The sequence below is a fragment of the Bradyrhizobium sp. USDA 4501 genome, from assembly GCF_054062115.1.
In genome coordinates, this window is record NZ_JBSSEX010000001.1 from 4,141,356 (window position 1) to 4,165,027 (window position 23,672).

The 23,672-nt window shown below is 65.3% G+C and carries 27 protein-coding genes; 10 read left to right on the top strand and 17 right to left on the bottom strand.

The features are described 5' to 3' along the window. The first annotated feature begins 38 nt into the window (after window positions 1–38). Window positions 39–1,151 carry a 3-isopropylmalate dehydrogenase gene (leuB, locus tag ACVWZM_RS19055; protein ID WP_038387231.1) on the top strand — a complete coding sequence of 371 codons (1,113 nt, stop codon included), beginning with the start codon at window positions 39–41 and terminating at the stop codon, window positions 1,149–1,151. Window positions 1,152–1,327: 176 nt separating this feature from the next. Here the strand turns inward: leuB and ACVWZM_RS19060 are convergent, their stop codons facing one another. Next, on the bottom strand, window positions 1,328–1,732 hold the full coding sequence (locus ACVWZM_RS19060; protein WP_057020960.1) for a hypothetical protein: 405 nt from the start codon (window positions 1,730–1,732) through the stop codon (window positions 1,328–1,330). A gap of 176 nt (window positions 1,733–1,908) precedes the next feature. After that, window positions 1,909–2,703, bottom strand: coding sequence for a hypothetical protein (locus tag ACVWZM_RS19065; protein ID WP_456856712.1), 795 nt, complete (start codon window positions 2,701–2,703; stop codon window positions 1,909–1,911). Window positions 2,704–2,819: 116 nt separating this feature from the next. On the opposite strand from ACVWZM_RS19065, the gene ACVWZM_RS19070 reads away from it, so the two are divergent. Both ACVWZM_RS19070 and ACVWZM_RS19075 read left to right on the top strand, forming a co-directional pair. Next, window positions 2,820–3,854 carry an aspartate-semialdehyde dehydrogenase gene (locus ACVWZM_RS19070; RefSeq protein ID WP_456854239.1) on the top strand — a complete coding sequence of 345 codons (1,035 nt, stop codon included), beginning with the start codon at window positions 2,820–2,822 and terminating at the stop codon, window positions 3,852–3,854. Window positions 3,855–3,892: 38 nt separating this feature from the next. Next, entirely contained in the window at window positions 3,893–4,453 is a 561-nt protein-coding gene (locus tag ACVWZM_RS19075; RefSeq protein WP_225645284.1) for a TIGR00645 family protein, read from the top strand. Between the two features lies 1 nt (window position 4,454). Here ACVWZM_RS19075 and ACVWZM_RS19080 read toward each other — a convergent pair whose 3' ends face one another. Continuing rightward, window positions 4,455–5,111 carry a carbonic anhydrase gene (locus ACVWZM_RS19080; RefSeq protein ID WP_168858194.1) on the bottom strand — a complete coding sequence of 219 codons (657 nt, stop codon included), beginning with the start codon at window positions 5,109–5,111 and terminating at the stop codon, window positions 4,455–4,457. Window positions 5,112–5,254: 143 nt separating this feature from the next. On the opposite strand from ACVWZM_RS19080, the gene ACVWZM_RS19085 reads away from it, so the two are divergent. After that, window positions 5,255–6,133: an HpcH/HpaI aldolase/citrate lyase family protein gene (locus ACVWZM_RS19085; RefSeq protein WP_229192521.1), complete on the top strand. Its 879-nt coding sequence runs from the start codon at window positions 5,255–5,257 to the stop codon at window positions 6,131–6,133. Between the two features lie 168 nt (window positions 6,134–6,301). Here ACVWZM_RS19085 and ACVWZM_RS19090 read toward each other — a convergent pair whose 3' ends face one another. The 3 genes from ACVWZM_RS19090 to ACVWZM_RS19100 form a co-directional block, all read right to left on the bottom strand. After that, window positions 6,302–7,090, bottom strand: a complete 789-nt coding sequence (locus ACVWZM_RS19090) for a hypothetical protein (RefSeq protein WP_456854241.1) — start codon at window positions 7,088–7,090, stop codon at window positions 6,302–6,304. 93 nt (window positions 7,091–7,183) lie between these two features. After that, window positions 7,184–7,786 (bottom strand): 3-isopropylmalate dehydratase small subunit, encoded by a 603-nt coding sequence (gene leuD / locus ACVWZM_RS19095; protein WP_028336269.1) that lies wholly within the window; start codon window positions 7,784–7,786, stop codon window positions 7,184–7,186. 87 nt (window positions 7,787–7,873) lie between these two features. Continuing rightward, window positions 7,874–8,272, bottom strand: a complete 399-nt coding sequence (locus ACVWZM_RS19100; protein WP_016847635.1) for a metallopeptidase family protein — start codon at window positions 8,270–8,272, stop codon at window positions 7,874–7,876. Window positions 8,273–8,387: 115 nt separating this feature from the next. Between ACVWZM_RS19100 and ACVWZM_RS19105 the strand changes: the two genes are divergently transcribed. The 3 genes from ACVWZM_RS19105 (at window position 8,388) to ACVWZM_RS19115 (ending at window position 9,964) form a co-directional block, all read left to right on the top strand. Further along, on the top strand, window positions 8,388–8,714 hold the full coding sequence (locus ACVWZM_RS19105) for a hypothetical protein (RefSeq protein WP_092086985.1): 327 nt from the start codon (window positions 8,388–8,390) through the stop codon (window positions 8,712–8,714). A 553-nt stretch (window positions 8,715–9,267) separates the two neighbouring features. Beyond that, window positions 9,268–9,501 (top strand): hypothetical protein, encoded by a 234-nt coding sequence (locus ACVWZM_RS19110; protein ID WP_057020951.1) that lies wholly within the window; start codon window positions 9,268–9,270, stop codon window positions 9,499–9,501. A gap of 127 nt (window positions 9,502–9,628) precedes the next feature. After that, on the top strand, window positions 9,629–9,964 hold the full coding sequence (locus ACVWZM_RS19115; protein WP_063790190.1) for a hypothetical protein: 336 nt from the start codon (window positions 9,629–9,631) through the stop codon (window positions 9,962–9,964). Between the two features lie 77 nt (window positions 9,965–10,041). On the opposite strand, the gene ACVWZM_RS19120 is transcribed toward ACVWZM_RS19115, so the two are convergent. Beyond that, a complete protein-coding gene (locus tag ACVWZM_RS19120) occupies window positions 10,042–10,335 on the bottom strand; it encodes a DUF1330 domain-containing protein (RefSeq protein ID WP_016847630.1) in 294 nt (97 codons plus the stop codon). 158 nt (window positions 10,336–10,493) lie between these two features. Between ACVWZM_RS19120 and ACVWZM_RS19125 the strand changes: the two genes are divergently transcribed. Then, complete coding sequence (locus ACVWZM_RS19125) at window positions 10,494–11,060, top strand: hypothetical protein (RefSeq protein WP_076834658.1); 567 nt, start codon at window positions 10,494–10,496, stop codon at window positions 11,058–11,060. A 125-nt stretch (window positions 11,061–11,185) separates the two neighbouring features. Here the strand turns inward: ACVWZM_RS19125 and ACVWZM_RS19130 are convergent, their stop codons facing one another. From ACVWZM_RS19130 to ACVWZM_RS19160, 7 genes are all read right to left on the bottom strand, one after another. Next, a complete protein-coding gene (locus tag ACVWZM_RS19130; RefSeq protein ID WP_016847629.1) occupies window positions 11,186–11,395 on the bottom strand; it encodes a hypothetical protein in 210 nt (69 codons plus the stop codon). A 171-nt stretch (window positions 11,396–11,566) separates the two neighbouring features. Next, window positions 11,567–12,973, bottom strand: coding sequence for a 3-isopropylmalate dehydratase large subunit (gene leuC, locus ACVWZM_RS19135; RefSeq protein ID WP_456854244.1), 1,407 nt, complete (start codon window positions 12,971–12,973; stop codon window positions 11,567–11,569). A gap of 358 nt (window positions 12,974–13,331) precedes the next feature. Beyond that, window positions 13,332–13,712 (bottom strand): 50S ribosomal protein L19, encoded by a 381-nt coding sequence (gene rplS / locus ACVWZM_RS19140; protein WP_018269387.1) that lies wholly within the window; start codon window positions 13,710–13,712, stop codon window positions 13,332–13,334. A gap of 109 nt (window positions 13,713–13,821) precedes the next feature. Then, window positions 13,822–14,583, bottom strand: coding sequence for a tRNA (guanosine(37)-N1)-methyltransferase TrmD (gene trmD, locus ACVWZM_RS19145; protein ID WP_456854246.1), 762 nt, complete (start codon window positions 14,581–14,583; stop codon window positions 13,822–13,824). 9 nt (window positions 14,584–14,592) lie between these two features. Beyond that, a complete protein-coding gene (locus tag ACVWZM_RS19150) occupies window positions 14,593–15,675 on the bottom strand; it encodes a zinc-binding dehydrogenase (protein WP_456854248.1) in 1,083 nt (360 codons plus the stop codon). Window positions 15,676–16,040: 365 nt separating this feature from the next. Beyond that, entirely contained in the window at window positions 16,041–17,069 is a 1,029-nt protein-coding gene (locus tag ACVWZM_RS19155; protein ID WP_057016162.1) for an IS110 family RNA-guided transposase, read from the bottom strand. Between the two features lie 173 nt (window positions 17,070–17,242). Beyond that, entirely contained in the window at window positions 17,243–18,442 is a 1,200-nt protein-coding gene (locus ACVWZM_RS19160; RefSeq protein ID WP_456854250.1) for an MFS transporter, read from the bottom strand. A gap of 169 nt (window positions 18,443–18,611) precedes the next feature. On the opposite strand from ACVWZM_RS19160, the gene gcvA reads away from it, so the two are divergent. Then, the gene (gene gcvA, locus ACVWZM_RS19165; RefSeq protein WP_225163580.1) at window positions 18,612–19,523 is read left to right on the top strand and encodes a transcriptional regulator GcvA; all 912 of its coding nucleotides are present in this window, start codon (window positions 18,612–18,614) and stop codon (window positions 19,521–19,523) included. Window positions 19,524–19,536: 13 nt separating this feature from the next. Here gcvA and rimM read toward each other — a convergent pair whose 3' ends face one another. The 3 genes from rimM to ffh all read right to left on the bottom strand — a co-directional run bounded on the left by rimM (window position 19,537) and on the right by ffh (window position 22,041). After that, window positions 19,537–20,058, bottom strand: coding sequence for a ribosome maturation factor RimM (gene rimM, locus ACVWZM_RS19170; protein ID WP_076834650.1), 522 nt, complete (start codon window positions 20,056–20,058; stop codon window positions 19,537–19,539). Window positions 20,059–20,075: 17 nt separating this feature from the next. Then, window positions 20,076–20,408 (bottom strand): 30S ribosomal protein S16, encoded by a 333-nt coding sequence (gene rpsP / locus ACVWZM_RS19175; RefSeq protein ID WP_016847621.1) that lies wholly within the window; start codon window positions 20,406–20,408, stop codon window positions 20,076–20,078. Window positions 20,409–20,493: 85 nt separating this feature from the next. After that, entirely contained in the window at window positions 20,494–22,041 is a 1,548-nt protein-coding gene (ffh, locus tag ACVWZM_RS19180; RefSeq protein WP_018269389.1) for a signal recognition particle protein, read from the bottom strand. Window positions 22,042–22,467: 426 nt separating this feature from the next. Here ffh and ACVWZM_RS19185 point away from each other — a divergent pair, with 426 nt between their 5' ends. Continuing rightward, complete coding sequence (locus ACVWZM_RS19185; RefSeq protein ID WP_456854252.1) at window positions 22,468–23,532, top strand: MBL fold metallo-hydrolase; 1,065 nt, start codon at window positions 22,468–22,470, stop codon at window positions 23,530–23,532. The last annotated feature ends 140 nt before the right edge of the window (window positions 23,533–23,672 follow it).

Genomic DNA, 23,672 nt, shown 5'->3' on the forward strand with positions numbered 1-23,672 from the left:
CCCGGCAAAGACAACAACGATTAGCTCGAGGTAACACCATGGCGACCCATAAACTGCTGCTTCTCCCCGGCGACGGCATCGGCCCCGAAGTGATGGCCGAGGTGCAACGCGTGATCGACTGGCTGAATGCGCAGGGCATCGCGAAGTTCGAGACCGAGCAGGGCCTGGTCGGCGGCTCCGCCTATGACGCCCACAAGGTGTCGATCTCCGAGGGCGACATGGCCAAGGCGACGGCGGCGGACGCCGTGATCTTCGGCGCGGTCGGCGGCCCGAAGTGGGACAGCGTGCCCTATGAGGTCCGTCCCGAGGCCGGCCTGCTGCGGCTGCGCAAGGATCTCGGCCTGTTCGCCAATCTGCGCCCGGCGGTGTGCTACCCGGCGCTCGCCGAGGCCTCGAGCCTGAAGCGCGACGTGGTTGAGGGTCTCGATATCATGATCGTCCGCGAGCTCACCGGCGGCGTCTATTTCGGCGAACCGAAGACCATCACCGATCTCGGCAACGGCCAGAAGCGCGCGGTCGACACCCAAGTCTACGACACCTACGAGATCGAGCGCATCGGCCGCGTCGCCTTCGACCTGGCGCGCAAGCGCCGCAACAAGGTGACGTCGATGGAGAAGCGCAACGTCATGAAGTCGGGCGTGCTCTGGAACGAGGTCATGACCCAGGTCCACGCGCGCGAATACAAGGACGTCACGCTCGAGCACCAGCTCGCCGATTCCGGCGGCATGAACCTCGTCAAGGCGCCGAAGCAGTTCGACGTCATCGTGACCGACAATCTGTTCGGCGACATGCTGTCCGACATCGCGGCGATGCTGACCGGCTCGCTCGGCATGCTGCCATCGGCCTCGCTCGGCGAAGTCGACTCGAAGACGAAGAAGCGGCGCTCGCTGTTCGAGCCGGTGCACGGCTCGGCGCCCGATATCGCTGGCCGAGGCCTCGCCAACCCGATCGCGATGATCTCGTCGTTCGGCATGGCGCTGCGCTATTCCTTCGACATGGGCGAGCTCGCCGACAAGGTCGATGCCGCGATCGCGGCCGTGCTCGCCAGCGGCCTGCGCACCGCCGACATCAAGTCGGAAGGCACCACGCCGGCCAGCACGAGCCAGATGGGCGAGGCGATCCTGAAGGAATTGCAGAAGCTGCACGCGTGACGGCTCTGCCGTCATTCCGGGGCGATGCGTAGCATCGAACTATGGTGTGCGCTTGCGCACCTGAGAATCTCGAGATTCCGGGTTCATCGCTGCGCGATGCCCCGGAATGACAGCACCAAAAATGAAAATGCCCGGCCGGAGCCGGGCATTTTCGTATCGGCTGCTCGCCGAAATTCTCAGTACAGCGGGAAATTCCGCGGATAGCCGCCGAGATCGGCCGGCGGGCTGAGCGGCTGGCGATCGATCGGGCGGTTGTTGTTCTCACGCGCGAACGAGGGATAACCGATCTCCGGCGGATAGGCGTAGTCGTTGAACTTGCGGTCGCCCGGCAGCACTTCGGTGCCGGCGTCGAGCCACGAGCGCGTGGTGACGTAAACGCGGGTGCGCGGACCCTGCTGATAGACCCGGTTCGGACCCTGCGCGCCGTAGTAGCGGCGGCCATCGCGGTCATACTGCTCCTGCTGCTTGCGCGTGCTCGGGCTCTGCGCGCTGGCTGCGGTCATGCCGAACGCGGTTGCGGTGACGGCAGCCGCGGCAAGCAACACCACGAGCTTGTTCGCGGCAGGGAATTCTAGGGTCATCGCATCCTCGTCATTACGGCCCCGTCGGGGCTGGCGCGTCCGCCAAAATCACTCGGAACACATTGTAGCCATGGTGGGGAGGCCGTCACTAGGTCAATTGCGCCACACCGGCCGAGATAATGAGTGTCCAAGCGCAAAAGTTTCATGAAAACCAGTGCTTTGCCACGGTCTCGCCATCAAAGGGCGCCGCGCAGGCGCGGGTTCTCGCTGCCCATGACCCAGTCGGCCGACAGGGCCGGCGCGCTGGAAGTAACGCAGTCGGTGCGCTTGAGCTCGGCATGCGCGAACAGGGCGGCGAGCCGCGGATCGTTGCCCGCGGCCAGCAGGGTCAGGCGGTTCAGCATGCAGATGATCGCGGCGCGCCGGGCCGGCAGGCTGGCGCCCTGGCAGGTCCAGCCGGAGATCCGGAGGTCAGGCGCGTCGGCCTGCTTGAGGAAGCCGAGGCAGGCGCGGTCGCCGTCCTGCCGCGCCGGGCGCAGCAAGGTGACGCTGCCGAACTTGCTGTCGACGATGCCGGCAGCCTCGAACTCGCGGACGCCGCCCGGGTGGAGCCGCCCGGCAATCTCGGTGACCGCAGGCCCCATGGCCTCGCCGCCGGGGCGATAGATTTCCAGCTCGGCGACTGTTGCACCGTTGGCATCGGCCCAACGGAAGGCGTCCTTGCGGCCGCCCTCGGGGTGCCGGAAGATCTCGTAAGTCTCTGTTTTATCTCGCAGATCGAGCCGGCTTACGGCAAAGGCCGGCGCCGTGCGGCCGGCCGGGCTCCAGCCTGCGGCGGCAGGGGCCGCCATCGCCGTTGCGTCGGGCAGTTGCTTCCATAGATAGTTGCCGAGGACGACGAACAGCGCGAGCACGGCGACATAGGCGAACAGCCGGGAGAGCGTGGCGTACACCTCGTCGACGAAGCTCGTCAGTGCTGACGGAATTCTCGTATGATGGGGCGCGGCCGGATCGGCCCGAAATAAACGCATCAAAACGCTCAAAAGCTACGCAACGTTGTCTTGACGGGGTTTCTCGCATAGAAGCGCTGCCTCTTCCCTTTCCGCAGCCTGCGGGGGAACGGGCATTTTTCGTCGGAGAGTGAACGATGGGTTACAAAGTCGCGGTGGTCGGAGCGACCGGCAATGTCGGGCGCGAAATGCTCAACATTCTCGACGAGCGCAAATTCCCCGCCGACGAGGTCGTCGTGCTGGCCTCGCGCCGCAGCGTCGGCATCGAGGTCTCCTATGGCGACCGCACGCTGAAGGTGAAGGCGCTCGAGCACTATGACTTCTCCGACATCGACATCTGCCTGATGTCGGCCGGCGGCTCGGTCTCCAAGGAATGGTCACCCAAGATCGGCGCCGCCGGCGCCGTCGTGATCGACAACTCCTCGGCCTGGCGCATGGACCCCGACGTGCCGCTGATCGTGCCCGAAGTGAACGCGGATGCGACCGCCGGCTTCACCAAGAAGAACATCATCGCCAACCCGAACTGCTCGACCGCGCAGCTCGTGGTCGCGCTGAAGCCGCTGCACGACAAGGCGACGATCACGCGCGTCGTGGTCTCGACCTATCAATCGGTGTCGGGCGCCGGCAAGGACGCAATGGACGAATTGTTCTCGCAGACCAAGGCCGTCTACACCAATGACGAGCTGGTCAATAAGAAGTTTCCGAAGCGCATCGCCTTCAACGTCATTCCTCAGATCGACGTCTTCATGGAAGACGGCTACACCAAGGAAGAGTGGAAGATGATGGCGGAGACCAAGAAGATCCTCGATCCGAAGATCAAGCTCGCCGCCACCTGCGTACGCGTGCCGGTCTTCGTCGGTCACTCCGAAGCCGTCAATGTCGAGTTCGCCAATCCGATCACGGCGGACGAGGCGCGCGACATCCTGCGCCGCGCGCCGGGCTGCCTCGTGATCGACAAGCACGAGCCGGGCGGCTACGTCACGCCCTATGAGGCTGCCGGCGAGGACGCGACCTATGTCAGCCGCATCCGCGAGGACGCGACGGTGGAGAACGGCCTGTCGTTCTGGTGCGTGTCGGACAATCTGCGCAAGGGCGCGGCGCTCAATGCCGTGCAGATCGCCGAAGTCCTGATCAACCGCAAGCTGATCACCGCCAAGCAGAAGGCGGCATAAAAGCTGCCGCGGGAATACGTCGTCAGGAAGCGCGTGGCATGGCGGAAGCGGAACAACCGGGGACCTATCGGCCCAATCCGACGCTGAAGCGGGTTGAACGTCGTTTCGAGAACCTGCTGTTCAACAGCCGTTGGCTGATGGCGCCGTTCTATTTCGGTCTCGTCATCAGCCTCGCGGCATTGCTGTTCAAGTTCTGCATGGAGCTGTGGCACTTCATCCTGCATGTGCCGGATGCCAAGGAATCCGACATCATTCTCGGCGTGCTGGCGCTGATCGACATCTCGCTGACCGGCAATCTGATCCTGATCGTGGTGTTCTCAGGCTACGAGAACTTCGTCTCGAAGATCGATCCGGAAGGGCATCCGGATTGGCCGGACTGGATGACCAAGGTCGATTTCGGTGGCCTGAAGCAAAAACTGCTGGCGTCGATCGTCGCGATCTCGGCGATTCAGGTGCTGAAGGCGTTCATGAACCTCGATACCGCGTTCGACCCCAGCAAGCTCGCCTGGCTGGTCGGCGTGCACCTGGTATTCGTGGTGTCGTCCTTCATGCTCGCGATCTCCGACCGCTGGGGCAGCGGCCATCACGGCAACGAGTAGATTACTGGTCTGATTTCAGCTCGTCGCGGACGCTGATGAATTCCTTCGCGACCCGGTCGAGCACGAACAGCGAGCCCTCGGCGACGCCGAAATAGGCACCGTGCAGCTGCATCTCGCCGCTCTCGACGCGTTCGCGCACGAATGGGAACGTCATCAGGTTCTCCAGCGAGCGGAACACCGCGGCCTTCTCGATGCGGACGACGAAGTCCTGCATGGTCTCATGCTCGCGTTGCTCGACGATTTCGCCGGGCTTGATGAACATCTGCATCCATTTGCCGATGAAGTCGCCGGGCGTGAGCGGCTTGATCTTGTCGACGAAGGCGCGGATGCCGCCGCACTGCGCGTGGCCCAGCACCACGATGTTCTTCACCTTCAAAACGGTCACGGCATATTCCAGCGCGGCCGAGACGCCGTGGGCGTTGCTGTCGGGCTGATAGACCGGAACCAGATTGGCGATGTTGCGGACCACGAACAACTCGCCGGGGCCGGCGTCGAAGATCACCTCCGGCGAGACGCGGGAGTCGCAACAGCCGATCACCATGGTCTCGGGAAACTGGCCGCGCTCCGAGAGATCCTGATAGCGCGACTGCTCGGTCGGCAGCCGCTGGGTCGCGAACGTCCGGTAGCCGTCGATCAACTGCTTCGGAAAGAATTTCATGGCCTCTGGCTAACCACATGCGGGTAGCGGGAACAAGACTTTCGGCGTGTGGCCTGAGATGATACGGCAGCGTTGAAGAATGGTTCCCGCCCGATGCCTAAACAATGGCCACCGGCGGAGCCCGAGCCTCCAGGAGAATGTCGATGACCCGTCCGCGCCGCAGCTTGTTGTTCATGCCGGGATCGAATGCACGGGCGCTGGAAAAGGCCCGGACGCTGCCGGCGGACGGCATTATCCTCGACCTGGAGGATTCCGTTGCCCCCGACGCCAAGGCCACAGCCCGGGAGCAGATCGCCACGGCGGTCGCGGCCAAGGGCTTTGGCAAGCGCGAGGTGCTGATCCGCATCAACGCGCTCGACACGCCCTGGTGGGTCGACGACATCGGCATGGCCGGCAAGTCGCAGCCGGACGGGATCCTGGTTCCCAAGATCTCGACCGTCGACGATCTCAACGCCGTCGCCGATCGCCTCAGCGACATCAATGCGCCTGCCTCGATCCGGGTCTGGGCGATGATCGAAACCGCGCGCGCGGTGCTCGACGCCGACAAGCTGGCCGCGGCATCGAAGGATTCCGAAACCCGGCTCGCCGGCTTCGTGTTCGGGCCGAACGACATTGCCCGCGAAACCCGGATCCGGATGAAGCCGGGCCGCGCGGCGATGATTCCGATGATCACGCATTGCATCCTGGCGACCCGCGCGCACGGGCTCGAGATCCTCGACGGGCCCTACAGCGACATCAGCAATGTCGACGGCTTCGCGGAGGAATGCGCGCAGGGCCGCGATCTCGGCTTCGACGGCAAGACGCTGATCCATCCGAGCCACATCGATGCCTGCAACGCGATCTTCACGCCGCCGGAGGCCGAGGTCGCCGAGGCGCGCAAGATCATTGCCGCCTTCGAGAAGCCGGAGAACGCCTCGCGCGGCGCGATCCAGCTCGACGGCCGCATGGTCGAGCGCCTGCACGCCGAGATGGCCAGGCGCACCATCGCGATCGCCGATGCGATCGCCGCGATGGGGCATTAGCCCAGCGAAGCGTCTTCCTTCTCCCCCTGTGGGAGAAGGTGGCGCGAAGCGCCGGATGAGGGGTTATCTCCGCTTCCGGGATTCTCCCGTGGGAGAGAACCCCTCACCCGGCTTCGCTTCGCGAAGCCACCCTCTCCCACAAGGGGAGAGGGTGCAGCGGTGTTTGCGTTACGCTCCAAACCTCTCCGCCGCCCACGCGTAGAGGCTGCCCGGGATCGGCGCCTCCTTGCCGCGCCCTTTCGGCGAGATGTGCAGGCCGATGATCGCGGGATCGTTCAGGTAGCGCGAAAAACCCGACGGCTCGAAGAACAGCTTCGGCTCGGCATGCACGGCGTAGAATGATCGCTTCGGCAGCGCGTGCTGCAACTCGCCCGCGCGGCGCGCCAGCGCGGTGAGTGCCGCCGGGCCGTAGATTGCGACACGGATGTCGGCGAGGCGGTTGGATTTGCCGCGCAGCCGGCGCATCGCGAAGGTCAGGCGATGGCGCAGCGCCAGCCAGTCCGGGATCAGCTCGTCCTGCTGCATCAGCGCCTCGAACGCGCGCACGATCGGATCGTCGGGCGGCAGATACAGCACGGAGTTGCCGAGCTGCCGCGGCCGCTCCCAGGCAAAATAGGGCTTGGCCGGATCGAGCTCGACGCCCTTCAGCAGCAGCACGTCAGCGTCGAGCCAGAGACCGGCGCGCCGCGCCATCAGCCGCATGCGGAAGAAGTCGCTGAACTGCAGCATGGTCCAGTCGCGCCACGAGCCGTCGGGCTCCGCCGGGCGCAGCTTCTCCGCGAACGAATGCGGCAGCACGGCTTCGGCTTCGGCATTGCCGATACCGTCGGGCAGGCCGGGAATCGGATCGAAACTGTAGACGGTGACCTTGTGCCCCGCCGCCGCCTGCGAGCGCAGGCAGGTCTGGCGCAGCGCGTCCATCGAGCCGTGCCAGAAGGTGACGATGTCAGGCAGCATGCGCGTCAGCTATCAGCGGGTTTGCGGCGAGCGAATTCGGCAAAGAAAAGCCCCGGCGCCTGACGGCACCGGGGCACGATGATGCGCTGAGCCTCAAGCCCAGGCGCGTTCCCTAAGCTTCGTCTCGTAGCTGTCGATCGACGATTTCTTTTCCATCGTCAGGCCGATGTCGTCGAGGCCGTTGATCAGGCAGTGCTTGCGGAACGGGTCGATCTCGAACTTGACCTTGCCGCCGTCGGGACCGCGGATCTCCTGGTTGGGGAGGTCGATGGTCAGCGTCGCGTTGGCGCCGCGCTCGGCGTCGTCGAATAGCTTGTCGAGGTCCTCCTGCGACACGCGGATCGGCAGGATGCCGTTCTTGAAGCAGTTGTTGTAGAAGATGTCGCCAAACGAGGTCGAGATCACGCAGCGGATGCCGAAGTCGAGCAGTGCCCAGGGCGCGTGCTCGCGGCTCGAGCCGCAGCCGAAATTGTCGCCGGCGACCAGCACCTTCGCGTTGCGATAGGCGGGCTGGTTGAGGACGAAATCCGGGTTCTCGCTGCCGTCATCCTTGTAGCGCTGCTCGGAGAAAAGCCCCTTGCCAAGGCCGGTGCGCTTGATGGTCTTGAGGTATTGCTTCGGAATGATCATGTCGGTGTCGACATTGATGATCTTCAGCGGCGCCGCGACGCCTTCCAGCGTGGTGAACTTATCCATCGGTGCTCTTCCCGGGCAAAAAATAGCGGATATCGGCCGGATGTTTATCGCGAATGTGACAGCGGTAAAAGGGCCATTTCTGCAGGGCTAGCCCGCATCGGCCTCAATCGCCTCCATATCGGCGTCGGAGAGGCCGAAATGGTGCCCGATCTCATGGATCAGCACGTGGCGAACGATGTGGCCGAGGGTCTCGTCGTGCTCCGCCCAGTAATCCAGGATCGGCCGGCGGTACAGCCAGACCAGGTTGGGCAGCCGGGCCACGTCGCTATGGCTCTGCTGCGGCAGGCCGATGCCCTGAAACAGGCCGAGCAGGTCGAACTCGCTCTCGGCCTGCATCTCGTCGAGCACCTCGTCGGTCGGAAAGTCGTCGACGCGGATGATCAGGCCCTCGCAGAGGGCCCGGAACGTCTTGGGCAGGCGCTCGAAAACCTCGTGCGCCATGGCCTCCATCTCGGCCAGCGAGGGGGCTTTTTCTGTGGTCCACATGACACTCCTTTAGCGCGAGTGCTATCGGCGGCGCCAGCGCAGTTGACCTTGGCGGCGCAATGGGAGACCGTGCCGCCCACGAATGGGGCTCAAGAATCGAGCTTGGGTGGGCGTAATGAAACGGATCGTGGCGACAGCGCTGTTGGCTGTAGCAGTCGGGCTCTCGCTCCCGGCGACAGAGGCGCAGGCACAGAGCGCGGCGGCTGAGGCGCGCGTCGGCGAGGCGGCACCGGTCGCGCGCACGCGCGTCGTCGAGCGCCGCCGGCTGAAGCGCGTGCCGATCTACCGGTCCCGGCCCGATCATTGGGAACCCGATGTCATCCCGCGCTACAACCCCGGTCCGAACGCCGTGCGCGACTGCACCGCGACCTATGTGCAGGAGCACCGGCCGAGCGGTACCGTGATCACGCCGCGCATGAACTGCTTCTGGCGGCCGGGCTAGTTACGCGTATGTCGGCGCGTTGCGCCGATCATCGCAACAGCCGCGATCAAACCTGTCGCCCATAAACCGCCGCCGCCATCAGCATCCGCGTGCGATGGCTTGCGGTGCCGATGTCGTCGCCCGGTCCTTGGCGGCGAGCGCGACATCGCCGAGCATGATGGAACAGCTGAGCGCCGCGAGGGCTGTTCGAAGCAGCCACCTGCGTGCGCGTTTGTGTCATGGCAATCCTGCAACGGACAGAACGCGAGATACGACCATCGTCTATGTCGTTTGCACACCAACGCGAAAAATCGCGCGCAGTGCCGGAACCTGAAGCGCGCCGGCAGCATTCATGTTCGTGGCGCAGTCATTCACTTCCCATTCACGTCGTCCGCATTCTGCTAGCGATCTGCGTCGCGGCAACGGCGTCGATTCGAAAGCTGAAGCGTTTTCCAGCGGAGCCTGTCCCGCGCGTGATGCGGGACGGACACCGGTTCGCGTGAGGAAAACGCGTCAAGCAGAAGTTCAAGTCGTCGCTGCAAGACGTGACATCAAAGGATCAAGGAGACAATTCATGAAGGCGATGAAGGTTCTGGGGCTCGCGGCTGTCGGTGCCGTGTTGGTGTTGGCGGCGCCGGCCGAGCGTGCAAGCGCGATGTCGCTCGCCACGCCGGGCACAGCCGCCACGGTTCAGGACAACGCGAACCAGGCGACCACGCAGGTACGCTGGGGTGGGCGCGGGTGGCATCGTGGCTGGCATCGCGGACATCACCGCGGCTGGGGGCATCGTCGCCACTGGCGCCGTTGATCGCGCGGCGTATTAGCGCAGTTGAGACACAGGCCCGTGAGCAGCGGGCCTGTTGTCGTTCTCAGCCATCAAACCGGCAGATTCGCCCACGCGAGATGATATCCATCGCAATCTGCAGGAGTTGATCATGATGAGATGGATCGGTGTCGCGGCTGTCGCTTGTACATTCGCGTTGACGGCGCCGGCATCGGCAACCGCCGCGGCATCAGCCCAGCCGCAGGCCGCGGCACCGCAGCGGCAAGTAGGCAAGGCAACGGATATCAGCGCGCAGCGCTATCATCATTACCATCGTCGCCACTATCACTACGGCTACCGTCCTTATTACCGGCCGTACTACCGGCCCTATTCCTATTATCGGCCGTACGGCTCCTATTATTACGGGCGGCCCTATTACTATCGGCCGTACCCCTATGCTGCGCCGGCGCCATTCACCTTCGGCTTCGGGTTCGGCCCGTTCTGGTGATGCACGCAGTCGCGCCGTGCGCGACATCAGCCGTGCAACAAGAGAGCAGCTCTCCGATCGGAGCTGCTCCGTCCGCCTCAGGGCGCGAAGCCCTTCGCCAGCAGCACAATGCCCTGCGCACCCGCCTTGCGATCCCTGGAGATCTCGACATATTCGGGCGACTCCGACCAGGCGCGGAATGCGGCTTCGTCAGGGAATGACATCAGCACCAGCTTGTCGCGATCCCAGCTGCCCTCGAGCACCGCGGGCTGTTCGTCGGCCGACAGCAGGCGTCCGTTGAACTTCCTGAATACGTCGAAGAAGCGCGCCTGATACCGATCATAGGCGGCGCGATCGGTCATCTTGAGTTGCACGATCACATAGACAGTCACTGACGTTTCTCCCGGACGTTTCGCCGCAGCGTTTTGCGCGTTCATGGCGCATTCACTCAGCGATTTCTAGCGTCATGCCGGGAGCGACTGCAATGAACGCAATGAAACCGGCTGCCATGCAGCTTGGTGCTCGTTGCCGTTGTCAGGGAGGTTCAGAGATGAGGGAGAGCTATTTGCGGCGCGGATTGGTGCGCCGTCTCGGCGTTGCGGCGGCCGCTGTCTTCGCATTGTCGGTTGCTTCGCAGCAGCGCGCCGAAGCGCTGTCGCTGGCAAGCCCGGCCGCCGCGCCCGCGGCAAGGTCTGCGGCCGATGCCATGACGACCCAGGTCCGGCACGGCGGTGGCGGCCACGGCGGCGGAGGTTTTCATGGTGGCGGCTTCCGCGGTGGTGGATTCCACGGCGGCGGATTTCACGGCCGCGGCTTCCGTGGTGGCGGCTTCCGCGCCGCGCCGGCGTTCCATGGCGGCTATCGCTATGGCGGCTTCCATCGCCATTATGGTGGCTACCACCGCTTCTACGGCGGCGGTTACCGCTACGGCTATCGGCCCTATTACCGCCGGCACTTCCATCACCGGCGCTTCTTCTACGGATCGTCCTACTATTACCCGGCCTATTATCATCACCGCCGTTGCCGGGTGGTCTGGACCTATTACGGACCGCGCCGGATCTGCCGGCCGTGGTGGCACCACCGCCACTACTGGCGGCCGTATCGCGTCTATTGGTAAAGTTTGAAATGACAGCGGGCGCCTCACGGCGCCCGTCTTGTTGGGTCCCTCTCTTTGCGCGCTGGAGCGTGTTCGAACGAAGTGGGCGCCGCTTCGCGTGAAGAAAACGCGTCAAGAAAGGGGCGTTAGTCCCAGTTCTTCAGCTTCCAGGACTTTATCTTCCACGGCGTCAGGTTTTCCATCCGCCATTGCGTCCAGCGCTCCGGCGGCCAGTGGCTGAGGCGCGAGGTTTCCTTCACCTCGGGAAGCGGATCGATGATGCGCGCCACGGCACGACGGCGCTTCTGGCGCGTCGCGTCGCTGATCATGTCGACGAATTCGGGTTTATCGGCCACGGCACGCGCTCCTTGCGAAGGCTTGTTTTCGCAAGTAGGCAGTGTGCGTGCGCTCCGTTAACGAGCCGTTTCCGAAACGGCTCGAGCTTGAGACGAAGCAATAGCGTTTTCGAGCGAAGTGGCCCCGGTTCGCGTGAAGAAAACGCGTCAAAAAAGAATCTGGCGCGTACCTTACCGCCAGTCGCGGACGTCGACGAAGTGTCCGGCGATCGCGGCGGCCGCGGCCATCGCGGGCGACACCAGATGGGTGCGGCCCTTGAAGCCCTGGCGGCCCTCGAAATTGCGGTTCGAGGTCGAGGCGCAGCGCTCTTCCGGCTTCAGCTTGTCCGGGTTCATCGCAAGGCACATCGAGCAGCCCGGCTCGCGCCAGTCGAAGCCGGCAGCAATGAAGATCTTGTCGAGGCCTTCGGCTTCCGCCTGCTCCTTCACAATGCCCGAGCCCGGCACGATCATCGCGTTGACGTTGCCGTTGACGGTTTTGCCCTCGGCGATCTTCGCGGCAGCGCGCAGGTCCTCGATGCGGCCGTTGGTGCAGGAGCCGATGAAGACGCGGTCGAGCTTGATGTCGGTGATCTTCGTGCCGGCGATCAGGCCCATATATTTCAGCGCGCGATGCTTAGAGATGCGCTTGGCCTCATCGGCGATCTTGTCGGGATCGGGCACGAAGCCGGTCACCGAGATGACGTCCTCAGGGCTCGTGCCCCAGGTGACGATCGGCGGCAGCTTGGCCGCATCGAGCCGGATCTCGTGGTCGAAATGCGCGCCCTCGTCGGAGCGCAGCGTCTCCCAGTAGCGCATCGCGGCGTCCCAGGCGGCGCCCTTCGGCGCCTTCGGGCGGCCGCGCAGGAAGTCGAGCGCCTTCTGGTCGGGCGCGACCAGGCCGGCGCGCGCGCCGCCTTCGATCGACATGTTGCAGACCGTCATGCGGCCTTCCATCGAGAGCGCACGGATCGCCTCGCCGGCATATTCCAGCACGTAGCCGGTGCCGCCGGCGGTGCCGATCTCGCCGATGATCGCCAGGATGATGTCCTTGCCGGTCACGCCTTCGGGCAATTTGCCGTCGACGATCGCGCGCATGTTCTTGGCCTTCTTCTGGATCAGTGTCTGCGTCGCCAGCACGTGCTCGACTTCGGAGGTGCCGATGCCGTGCGCGAGCGCGCCGAACGCGCCATGCGTCGAGGTGTGGCTATCACCGCAGACGATGGTGGTGCCGGGCAGCGTAAAACCCTGCTCCGGGCCGATGACGTGAACGATGCCCTGGCGCTTGTCGAACTCGTTGTAATACTCGATGCCGAATTCCTTGGCGTTCTCGGCCATCACCCGCATCTGCTCGATGCTTTCAGGGTCGGGGTTCGGCTTCGAACGGTCGGTGGTCGGGATGTTGTGGTCGACGACGGCGAGCGTCTTCTCGGGCGCGTGCACCTTGCGGCCGGCGGCGCGCAGCCCTTCGAACGCCTGCGGCGAGGTCACCTCGTGCACCAGGTGGCGATCGATATAGAGCAGGCAGGTGCCGTCGTCGGCCTCGTGGACCAGATGGTCGTTCCAGATCTTGTCGTACAGCGTGGTCGGTTTGGACATGAGCTTCAGCTCCAGAAGAAATTCAGTGGTGGGATGACATGAGCGCGTCTTAAGCGCGCGATCAGGCGAAAGCGTCCAGGCAGCGTTACGCTGCGCGTCTAAGCTCAGACGTTGCCGACGTCGCAAAGCGACCGAAGAAGCGGCCGGGCAGCCGCGAGCGATCGTCGATCACGACGCGCTTGCAGGTCTGACTTGGACAGCGCTTGCTTGCTTGATCCGGAACCATTCTAAATTTCTAACACAGGGCTCGCGCCCACGACAATCGATCCATGCGCGGGCCTGCACGTCAGATAGGTATGCCGCAACAAAAAAGCGCGGGGCAGGCCCCGCGCTTTCGGTCACATCCCTGAGGGAAACGTTACTCGCCAACGGCGGTCTGGCGGTCCTGCTTCTCGACGATGCGGGCCGACTTGCCGCGCAGGTTGCGCAGATAATAAAGCTTGGCGCGACGAACCTTGCCGCGACGCACTACCTTGATCGAGTCGATCATCGGCGACATCACCGGGAAGACGCGCTCGACGCCTTCGCCGTAGGAGATCTTGCGCACGGTGAAGCTCTCGTTGAGGCCCTGACCGGAACGACCGATGCAAACGCCCTCATAGGCCTGCACGCGGGTACGCTCGCCTTCGACCACCTTCACGTTGACGATGACGGTGTCGCCGGGGCCGAATTCCGGGATATCCTTGGTGGCGGCGAGTTTGTCGAACTGCTCTTTTTCGAGCTGCTGAATAAGGTTCATTGAAATCTCCATCGGCGGCGCGCCCAGCCTTTCGCGGGCTGCGCAAACGTCCATCTATCCTGCGCGGGTGCGGATTTGGCCGCCCGTATAAGGCAAAGCGCAGGGTTTGTCACCCGTCTGTCTTGTTTTTTGTCCGGCGCGGAGCGGCTTTTTGGCCGGCCTTGCGGGCCCAGAGGTCGGGCCGCCGGGCCGCCGTCAGGGCCTCGGACTGGGCCAGCCGCCAAGCCGCGACCTTGGCGTGATCGCCGGAAATCAGGATTTCCGGGATTGGCCGGCCCTCGAACGCCTGTGGGCGGGTGTATTGGGGGTATTCCAGTAGTCCTTCGGAAAAGCTTTCCTCGGTTCCCGAGGCCTGCTTGCCCATCACCCCCGGCAACAGGCGGACGCAGGCGTCGATCAGGGCCATCGCGGCGATTTCGCCACCGGACAGCACATAATCGCCGATCGAGACCTCCTCGAGGCCCCGCGCCTCGATCACCCGCTGGTCGATGCCCTCGAAGCGGCCGCAGACGATCAGGGGCCCGGGCCCGGCCGCCAGCTCCGCGACCTGGGTCTGGGTCAATGGCCGACCGCGCGGGCTCATCAAGAGGCGCGGACGGTCAGGCGCGATATCAGCGGCGTCGATCGCCGCCGCCAGCACATCGGCCCGCAGCACCATGCCGGGGCCGCCGCCGGCCGGCGTGTCGTCGACGCTGCGGTGCTTGTCGGTGGCCGAGGCCCGGATGTCGCGCGCTTCCAGCGCCCAGAGTCCGCCAGCCAGCGCCTTGCCGGCGAGGCTCACGCCGAGCGGCCCCGGAAACATGTCCGGGAACAGGGTCAGCACGGTGGCGCGCCATGGTGTCGCCTGGGCTGTGGTGTCTTGCGATGTCATGGCCTCTGGTTACGGCACCACGGCCGTGAGGTCGAGGCTCTGCATCATGGCGGCCGCGTCCACCGCGCGGCGGAAGTCGGCAAGCTTGAAGGTCGCGACATTGATCTTGCGCAGGTCCAGCAGGCCTTCGGCGGCGAGGCCGGCGAGCTGGCCTGGTGCCGTGCGGTCGTACATGAACTGCCCGACCACCTCCCAGTCATTGGCCAGCATCTCGCGGAACGAGAGTTCGAGCGGCACCTCGGCGCTGCCCATCAGCACCACCCGGCCGCCACGCCTGAGCGCGCGCAGGGAGGACAGCGTGGTCGAGGTGCTCTTGGCGGCGCCGAGCAGATCGAGCGCGACATCGGCGCTGCCGCCAGCGGCGCGGCGGATGACCGCAAGGTCGGCTGCGGCATCGCCGCTGACGACGGCGGGAATGACGCGCGGGCCGAACGCGTCGCGCAACTGCTCGAGCGCGGCCTCCTTGCGGCCGACGGCGACGACGCGGCCCGCGCCCATCGCGACCGCGAGCATCACGCCGCCCGAACCGAAATAGCCGGTCGCGCCGTTGACAATGATGGTCTGCCCGCCGCGCAGGCCGGAGCGCTGCAAGCCGCCGAACGGCACGATCAGTTTTGCGAGCCCGATCAGCTCGGTCGCCCGCTTATCGTCGAGATTGGCAAGTGGCGTAACGCAGGCGGCCGGCCAGTGCGCGATCTCCGCGAATACGCCGTCGCGCCAGCGCGCCTGCAACGCGAACGCCTCCGGCGTCGTCACCGTGGCGGTGAGGCCGATCAGGATCTGCGGCGGATCGCGATCCGGCACGTCGCCGCGCAGATGCGGGCTGAGAAATACGCGGTCGCCGCTTTGCACATGCGTGACGTTGTCGCCGGTGGCGACGACGCGCGCGATCGCATTGGTGCCCGGCACGAACGGCATCGGCGGCAGGCTGTAGGGCAGCGCGCCGGACAGCAGCTTGTTGGTGTAGGACAGCACCATGCCGGCCTCGATCCGCACTACGACGCCATCGGGCGCGGGCATCGGCGTCGTGACATCCTCGAAGCGCAGATCGTTGTGGGCGTGCAGCCGCCAGGCCTTGTGCGTGCTTGTCATTGGGATGCTCCGTGAGACCATTGCTTAAGTAGCCCGGATGGAGCGAAGCGCAATCCGGGGGACTGCCGGCGCGGATTGGGTGCCCCGGATTACGCTTCGCTTCATCCGGGCTTCTGTAACGGGCCTTGGTTAGTCAATCCCTTTTCGCGTCATCCACTCGCCGGGCACTTGCTTCTGTACGGGATCGGCGCGAAGGCCGTCGCCTGATGGGGTGCATTGAGGAGCCGGCCGGCCAATCTACGGATTGCGTGGTCGTGAGCCACTTCCCGGATGGCGGCCTGACCGGATCCATCGTCCCAGCGGAGGGACTTCGCTCGGGGAGAGCCTGGTGTCGTGGCCCGCCCGGAACCGATTGCTGCTCCTGGCTAGATGGCCTTGGTCATCGGGTTGAACGGTTTGGTGTCGGCGAGCATGCGATGCAGGATCACGGCGAGCTTGCGAGCCAGCGCTACCTTGGCCTTGCGCATGCCTGCGCGCCGGGCGATCCGCATCGCCCAGCTCTTCAATGCCGAGCAATTCTTGACCGGCTTGGTCAGCATGACGTGAGCTGCCTGGTAGAGTGCCTCGCGCACGGAGGCATCCCCGATCTTGCTGATGCGGCCGGTGTAGTCGGTCTCACCGGACTGGTACTTCTTCGGGGTGAGCCCAAAGTGGGCTCCCGTGGCCTTCGAGGAGCGGAAGCGCTTCGGGTCGTCGATCGCCGCGGCATAGGTGAGCGCCACGATCGGACCAACGGACGGCGTTGTCATCAGGAGCTTGGCGGATGGATGCGTCCTGGCGAGCTTCTGGGTGTGCTTGTCCAGGCTCTTGAACTCCCGCAGCAGCACCGCATGGGCTTGGAGCAGCGCCGCCGCGACCAACTCCAGTCCGGGATGGCCGGTCACGAGCTCGCGGATGCGTCCGGCGAACGTGCGCTCGGTGGTCGCACCGACCTTCAGGCCAAAACCGCGAAGTATGCCGCGCAGGCTGTTCTCGACATCGCGAAGCTTGGATTGCAGCAGCTTGCGCGCCGTCAGGATGGCGCGGGTCTCCTGCGCCGCGACCGACTTGCAGTGCACCGGCCGGAACCAGCCGAGCCGCATCAACTGCGCGATCCGGCGGGCATCGTTGCGGTCCGTCTTCACCGGCATCGACTTGAAGGCTTCGCGAACGTGCCGCGTTTCCAGCAGCTCGACCGCAAGCCCTGCGTCTCGCAGACCCGCATACAGCCATTGCGACAAGGGGCCTGCCTCCAGCCCGATCCGTTCCAGTACCAGACCCAGCGACCGGAACCAGGCGATCAGCGCCGCCGGCTCGCTCGCAACCTTCGTCTCGCGCAAAATCTTGCCTGTCCCATCGACAAGGCAAACGCTCGAGCATTCCAAAGACACGTCAATTCCTGCATAGTGGTACATGGTCGTCCCTTAATGATGCTTGGAGCGGGCTTGCCCGACTCCGTTGAACACCATCAGTTTGAGGGACGACCGCCTTCCAACCAACAGGCCGCTCGCGAGCGCGCTTCCAAATTGCGCCGTAGCGAGCGGGCGGCCGGCCCGTTACCCCATCTACGGGCTAACCCACGTTATGGTCACGCCGTCGTCGGATCGTCAGCGAGATGCCGCGCGAGCGCGACGGCAAGCGGACAGATCGCCAGCGCCGTGAGCGCGGTTGCTGCGGTCGCGAGCGACGGGCCGAGCGCGTCGCCAAGCAGGCCGTAGATAACAGGCGCGATCGCGCCCGATCCGATCGTTCCGGTATAGAACAGCGCGAAGGCGCGCTCGGTCTGATGCGCGGGGGTGAGTTCGGGCACCGTGCCGTAGAGAACCGAGGAGGTGCCGTTGAGCATCACGCCGAGCAGCGGCAGCAGCACGATAGCGGGTGCGAGCGGCAGCGCCAGCACGGCTGCGATCAGCGCCGCCGTACCGCCTTCGGTGATCAGCACGGTGCGCAGCGTCCCGACCCGCGCGCCGAGCCAGCCGCATGTGAATTTTCCCGCAGCGCCGCCGATGAAGACCAGCGCCAGCGCAAGGCCGTTGGTCGGCAGCGAGGCGCCCTTGTCGCGCAGCAGGAACGGGAGGAAGGTGAGAAAGCCCATCCTGACCGCGGTGTCGAGAATTCCGATCGCGAGCAGCCAGTGAAAGCCGCGGCCTGTGCTGGCGCCGCGCGATGCTGATGCCGCCTTGTGCTCGGCGCCCTTGCCGACGGCCGGCATCCAGAGCGCAATGCAGACCGCGACGAGCAAGCCTGCGAGAGCGAGCACGAGCAGCGCGTGCCGCCACGACATGATCACCAGCAGGATCGAGGTCAGCGCCGGGATTGCCGCCTTGCCGAGATCACCACTGAAATTGTAGATGCCGAGCGGCCCGCGCGCCGCCGTGCCATAGGCGCGCGACACCGCGGCGGAAGCGATCGGATGCTGCGTGCTCGACCCCGCGCCGGAGAGCGCGAGGGCGAGGCCAAGGCCAATGACACCGCCGGAGAATCCGGCAAACGCGTAGCCGAGCGCCGACAGCGCCGTGCCCGCGATCAGGATGATCTTGCCGTCGATCCGCTCCGCGATGCGTCCGACCGGAATCTGCAGCCCGGCCATGGCGCCGGCATAGAGCCCGCGCAGCAGCGCCAGCAGCCCGTAGCTCAGCGCGAATTCGGCCTGCCAGACCGGCAGCAGCACGTAGATGACGTCGGTGTAGCCATCGTGGAGGGCGTGGTTGAGCCCGGTCACGGTCAGGGTGCGGGTTGACCGGGCACGGTCGAGCCGCGTCGTGCCGGTTTCGGCCGACACGCTCATTGCCGCCCTCCAATGCAAGAAAATCTAAAGATTGGGCGGGCGAGCATCAGGAGGGGACCCCAGAAAAGAAAGCTATACAAGGAGCTTGCATGGCAGTATGCGCCGCCAAGGCGCTTGTCACAAATCAGTAATAATCGGATCATACGTTAGAAAATCTTGTTGAGGGATCATGTTCGTCCCACGCCGCAGCCTGCCGCCGCTCAATGCGGTGCGTGCCTTCGAGGCCGCCGCCCGGCTAGGCAGCTTCAAGGAAGCCGCCGCTGAGCTCAGCGTGACCCATGGCGCGGTCAGTCAGCAGATCCGCCTGCTCGAGGAATGGCTGGGGGCGCCGTCGCTGTTTCGGCGATCGGTGCGGCGCGTGGTGCTGACGCCGGCAGGCGCGGCATTGCTGGCAGAGTTCGCGCCCGCGCTCGACCGGATTTCCGCCGCCGTGCAGCAGCATCGCGAGCGGCGCGGCGATCTGGCGGTCGCGGTGTTGCGCGTCAATGCGCTCGCGACCTTCAGCCTGCGCTGGCTGCTGCCGCGGATGAGCCGGTTTCGCGCCGAGCATCCGGATATCGAGGTACGCCTGAGCACGTCGAACGATCCGGTGGATGCGTTGTCTGAATCATTCGACGTCGTGATCCGCGGTGGTCCCGACACCTTCCACGGCTTCTCGTCGCGCTTCCTGGTGTCGGAGCGGAGATTGCCGGTGTGCAGTCCGTCGCTATTGGCGCAGCTGCCGCTCAATGAGATCGCGGACCTCTCCAGGCACACGCTGCTGCATGTCACGTCGATGCCGCGGCTGTGGCGCGACTGGCTCACCGAGGCCGGGCAATCCGCGCTGGAGCCGGCGGCCGCGCTGACCTTCGATCACTTCTATCTGACGATCCAGGCCGCGCTCGACAGTCTCGGCGTCGCGATGGGACCGACCGCGCTGATCGCGGATGATCTCGCGGCCGGGCGCCTGGTGACGCCGTTTCCGGATGTCAGCCTGCCGGCGCGGAGCTACTTCGCGTATTTTCCGGCGGGCCGCAGCAACGATCCGCACAGCGCGGTGTTCTGCGACTGGCTCGAGCAGCAGGGCCGGATGACGGGTTGAAAATTATTCTCGGTCAGGCGGCCGACGGATCGTCGCCGTCAATTTCCTTGGGCAGGTCGATCACCACGCGGCCGCCGTCGAGATCGACAGTCGGCACCACGGCATTGGTGAACGGCAGCAGCATCGTCGCGCCCTGCGGCGGGGCGATCTCGATGATGTCGCCGGCGCCGAAATTATGGATCGCGATCACCTTGCCGAGCGGCTGCTCCGTCGTCGTCACCGCGGCGAGCCCGATCAGATCGGTGTGGTAGTATTCGCCGTCGTCGGTGTCCGGCAGCCGGTCGCGCGGAACGTAGAGCTCGAGCCCGTTGAGCCGTTCGGCATCATCGCGGCTGGCGACGCCCTTCAGCGTCACCACCAGATGGTCCTTGGCCTCACGCACATGCGTGACCTCGAACTGGCGCGTGCCGTCCCTGGTCATCAGCGGACCGTAGTCCTTCACGGCCAGCGGATCTTCGGTGAAGGTCCAAAGCCTGACGGCGCCGCGCACGCCATGCGCAGCGCCGATACGGGCGACACAGACCGGTGCAGCCACCGTGGTCGCCGTTCAGCTTAGGCCTTGGCGGCGGCTTCGGCCTGCGCCTTGCGCTCCTTGCGCGGCACGGCCTTTTCCGGGTTGTTGCGCGGCGCGCGCTTCTTGACGCCGGCGGCGTCGAGGAAGCGGGTCACGCGATCCGACGGCTGCGCGCCCTTGGCGAGCCAGGCCTTCACCTTGTCCATGTCGAGCTTCAGGCGCGACTCGTTGTCCTTCGGCAGCAGCGGGTTGAAGTGGCCGAGACGCTCGATGAAGCGGCCATCGCGCGGGAAGCGCGAGTCGGCGACGACGACGTGATAGACCGGACGCTTCTTGGTGCCTGCGCGAGCGAGGCGGATAACAACGGACATTCAGTTCTCCTTCAAAGGTCGATGTGTTCGATTGATTGGCATTCCGCGTCGCGCCGGCCGTATACGAGCCGTCGCGACGAATTCCTCATTTCTTCTTGCCCGGGAAACCGCCGAGGCCCGGCAGCATCGGCTTGCCGGAAAGGCCGGTTAGGCCCGGCACGTTCGGCAAGCCGCCGCGCAGCCCGGCCGGCAAATCCTTCGGCAGATTGGGCAGGCCGCCGCCGGCGCCGCCCTGCATCTTCTCGGCGAGCGCCTTCATCTCCTCGGCCGAGGGCGGCTTCATGCCGCCGCCGAATCCCATCGCCTGCGCGATGCCGGCGAGCGGGCCGCGTTTGCCGCTGCCCATGGCCTTCATCATGTCGGCCATGTTCCGGTGCATCTTCAGCAGCTTGTTGACGTGCTCGACGCTCTGGCCAGCGCCTGCCGCGATGCGCTTCTTGCGGCTCGCCTTCAGGATGTCCGGGTTCTTGCGCTCCTGCCGCGTCATCGAGTCGATGATCGCGACCTGGCGCTTCAGGATCTTGTCGTCGATGCCGGCCGCCGCGATCTGGTTCTTCATCTTGGAGATGCCGGGCATCATGCCCATCAGGCCGCCGATGCCGCCCATATTCGCCATCTGCTGCAGCTGCTCGCGCATGTCGTTGAGGTCGAACTGACCCTTGCGCATGCGTTCGGCGGTGCGCGCGGCCTTCTCGGCGTCGATATTGGCGGCGGCCTTCTCGACCAGCGAGACCACGTCGCCCATGCCGAGGATGCGGCCGGCGATGCGGTTCGGATGGAAGTCTTCCAGCGCGTCGGTCTTTTCGCCGGTGCCGATCAGCTTGATCGGCTTGCCGGTGACCGCGCGCATCGACAGCGCGGCGCCGCCGCGGCCGTCGCCGTCAACGCGCGTCAGCACGATGCCGGTGAGGCCGACGCGCTCGTCGAACGAGCGCGCGAGGTTGACCGCGTCCTGGCCGGTGAGGCTATCCGCGACCAGCAGCACTTCGTGCGGGTTGGCGGCGGCTTTGATCTCGGCCGCCTCCTTCATCATGTCTTCGTCGAGCGTGGTGCGGCCGGCGGTGTCGAGCAGCACGACGTCGTAGCCGCCGAGCTTGCCGGCCTCCAACGCGCGCCTTGCGATCTGCGGCGGCATCTGGCCGGCGACGATCGGCAGCGTCGGAATGTCGAGGTCGCGGCCGAGCACCGCGAGCTGTTCCATCGCCGCCGGGCGGTAGACGTCGAGCGAGGCCATCAGCACCTTGCGCTTGTCGCGCTGGACCATGCGGCGCGCGAGCTTTGCGGTGGTGGTGGTCTTACCGGAGCCTTGCAGACCGACCATCATGATCGGCACCGGCGGCACGGAGTTGATATCGATGGTCTGGCCGTCGGAGCCGAGCGTGGCGACGAGCTCGTCATGGACGATCTTCACCACCATCTGGCCCGGCGTCACCGACTTGACGACGGTGGCGCCGATCGCCTGCTCGCGGACCCGGTCGATGAAGCTACGGACCACCTCGAGCGCGACGTCGGCCTCGAGCAGCGCGCGGCGCACCTCGCGCATTGCGGCATCGACGTCCTTTTCGGTCAGCGCACCGCGCCCCGTCAGACGATCGAGAATGCCACCAAGCCGTTCCGACAGATTGTCGAACAATGCCGTTGTCCTCTTTTACCTCTCCCCGCCTGCGGGGAGAGGTCGCCGCGCATTTGCGCGGCGGGTGAGGGGGTACAGGGCTATCCACACGCACAGTGCGCGGAGAGAGCTCCTCACCCCGACCCTCTCCCCGCAAGAGCGGGGCGAGGGAGAAGGAAATCCAAACACTTTCGCGCCCGAGGGCGCATCGCGCTGTCGGGCGTTGGCCTCTGGCCTCCAGGACCAGTCGGCGGGTCGAAAAGACGGAGCTTTCCGAGAAAGTGGCCGGGTTAAACGCTGCCGGGGCGGCAAAGTCAAGGAAAGTTTCGCTGAAATCCGCTCAGTCTGGACAGTAAGGTACTGAAATCACGTCGATTTGCCCTATTGGTTCCGAATTCGCCGCTGCCACCCATATAACCGGAGCCTGCCTCCTATTCCGGAACCCGCGTGCTGATCACCCGCCGCCGCCTTCTCGCAACCTTGACCGGAGCCGCCGCAGCGATCGGTGTGCCCTCGATCTGGATGATGACCATGAAAACCTACGACGGCCCCGTGTCCGATCATTTCGACGGCCTGCACTTCTTCGATCCGGACGGCTCGCCGCCGAAATCGCTTGGTGAGGTGCTGCGCTGGCAGTTCGGGGGCGGCCGGAAGCGCGCAGTCTGGCCGGAATGGGCGCCGAGCCCCCATGCCGATACGCCGCCGCCCCGCGTCGAGGGCGACAAGGTGCGGCTCTGCTTTGTCGGTCATGCCAGCTGGCTGATCCAGACCGCGGGCCTCAACATCCTGTTCGATCCGGTGTGGTCGATGCGGGCCTCGCCGTTCAGCTTCGCCGGGCCGAAGCGGCACAACGATCCCGGCATCGCATTCGATAAACTGCCCAGGATCGATGTCGTGCTGGTGTCGCACGGCCACTACGACCATCTCGACGTCGCGACGCTGTCGAAGCTCGCGGGGGCATTTGGTCCTCGCGTGATCACACCGCTCGGCAACGACGTCACGATGCGCGCATCCGATGCCGCGATCAAAGCCGAGGCCTTCGACTGGCATCAGCGCGTCGAGCTCGGCAATGGCCTTGCCGTGACACTGGTGCCGACGCGGCACTGGTCGGCGCGCGGGCTGTTCGATCGCAACAAGGCGTTGTGGGCGAGTTTTGTTTTGGAGACGCCGGCCGGCAAGCTCTACATCGTTGGCGATTCCGGCTACGGCGACGGAGGACATTTCCGCCGGGTGGCCGAGGCGTATGGACCGTTGCAGCTCGCGATCCTGCCGATCGGCGCCTATGAGCCGCGCTGGTTCATGCGCGACCAGCACATGAACCCGGAGGATGCGGTGAAGGCGTTGGCCGATTGCGGCGCCGCCCAGGCGCTGGCGCATCACCACGGCACATTCCAGTTGACCGACGAGGCGATCGACGCGCCCGCGATGGCGCTTGGCGAAGCGCTCGACGCCGCCAAGGTGCCGCGCGGGAAGTTTGTCGCGTTGAAGCCCGGGCAGGTGTTCGAAATCTAAATGCTGTCGTCCCGGCGAAGGCCGGGACCCATTACCCCAAATATTAATTGTTGCGCGACGCTGGGGCCACGATTCCGTTCACAACCAAACTCGGTGGTAATGGGTCCCGGCCTTCGCCGGGACGACGTCAATTGGCTGCC